Genomic DNA, 325 nt, shown 5'->3' with positions numbered 1-325 from the left:
TTTTGAGATACTTCGGCCGGCGACTTTCACTCACACAAACCAGCAAGTGGCGTCCCCTAGGGGATTCGAACCCCTGTTACCGCCGTGAAAGGGCGGTGTCCTGGGCCTCTAGACGAAGGGGACGTGTCAGTCTCAATCGCAAGACGCCTTGCTATTTACTTTTCATCAGACAATCTGTGTGAGCACTGCAAAGGTCGGTTCTTTAAGGTAAGGAGGTGATCCAACCGCAGGTTCCCCTACGGTTACCTTGTTACGACTTCACCCCAGTCATGAATCACAAAGTGGTAAGCGCCCTCCCGAAGGTTAAGCTACCTACTTCTTTTGC

Annotated in this window: 1 tRNA gene and 1 rRNA gene; both read right to left on the bottom strand. The window is 52.0% G+C overall.

Annotated elements, in window-relative coordinates:
• Positions 1-47: 47 nt before the first annotated feature.
• Positions 48-123 (bottom strand) — tRNA-Glu (locus NNO03_RS22520).
• Between the two features lie 85 nt (positions 124-208).
• Positions 209-325, bottom strand: a 16S ribosomal RNA gene (locus NNO03_RS22515); the annotation flags it as partial.

The sequence above is a fragment of the Citrobacter sp. Igbk 16 genome (assembly GCF_028069755.1).
Taxonomy (GTDB): Bacteria; Pseudomonadota; Gammaproteobacteria; order Enterobacterales; family Enterobacteriaceae; genus Citrobacter.
This window is presented reverse-complemented; position numbering and strand designations above follow the sequence as displayed.